This window comes from Bradyrhizobium genomosp. I (2014) (assembly GCF_000261685.1).
GTDB lineage: Bacteria > Pseudomonadota > Alphaproteobacteria > Rhizobiales > Xanthobacteraceae > Bradyrhizobium.
This window is the reverse complement of sequence record NZ_AJQE01000130.1, coordinates 1-855: the sequence shown is the minus strand read 5'-3', so window position 1 is coordinate 855 and position 855 is coordinate 1. Positions and strand designations below refer to the sequence as shown.

The following is an 855-nucleotide window of genomic DNA, read 5'->3' as shown; positions in this document are numbered from 1 at the left end:
CCCCCCAGCCACTGGCTGCGCAAGGGCCCCATCTTCTCGCTCGCATACCAGCCGGCGACCTTGCCTTCGCCGCGGATGTTGGTGTTGCCGGCAGGATTGAGCCAGTCGATGCCCTGCCAGTTGCCGACGGCCGCGCTCCAGCCGCCCTGCCCGATCGGGTCCTTCTTCAGCTGTCGCTGCAGAACGACGGCAAAATCGAGCCCGGCATATTCGACGTTCATGCCGGCCTTGCGCAAGCTGTCGACCGCGATCTCGCCGAGCGGCTTCTGCGCCAGCGAGTTGGTGGGGACAAGCACCACGATCTTCTCGCCATTATAGCCGGCGGCCTTCAGATCGGCCTTGAGCTTGGCATAGTCGCGCGGGCCACGGAACACGTCGAGGCCGACGTCGCTCGCCATCGGCGTCCCAGGCGCGAAATAACCGATCGGCGAGACCTGAAAGGCGGGATCGACGCCGGCGACCGCGGTCATGAACGCGGACTGATCGATTGCGCCCAGGAGCGCGCGGCGGATCGCGGGATTGTCGAACGGCGGCTGCAGATGATTGAGCCGCAGCATGCAGGCGTAGCCTCTGGGGTCGAGGATGCGCGTCTCGATATCGCCGGCGGCCTTGATCACCGGCAGCAGATCGTGCGGCGTGGTCTCCTGCCAGTCCTGTTCGCCGGTCTGGAGCGCGGCGACGCCGGTGCCGGCATCGGGCGTGGTGGTCCAAACCACGCGGTCGTAGTGCACGATCTTCGGTCCGGCGGTCCAATCCGGCTTGCCGTCGGTGCGCGGCTGGTAGCGCTCGAACCTGGCATAGGCGTTGCGGGCGCCCTGCACGCGCTCGTCGGCGAGATAGCGGAACGGGCCGCTG

At 67.5% G+C, this 855-nt stretch carries 1 protein-coding gene; it reads right to left on the bottom strand.

What is annotated here, in order from left to right; translation table 11 throughout:
* Window positions 1-855 (bottom strand): ABC transporter substrate-binding protein (locus IC50_RS12340; RefSeq protein ID WP_035704573.1); only part of this gene is annotated, 855 nt, incomplete at both ends.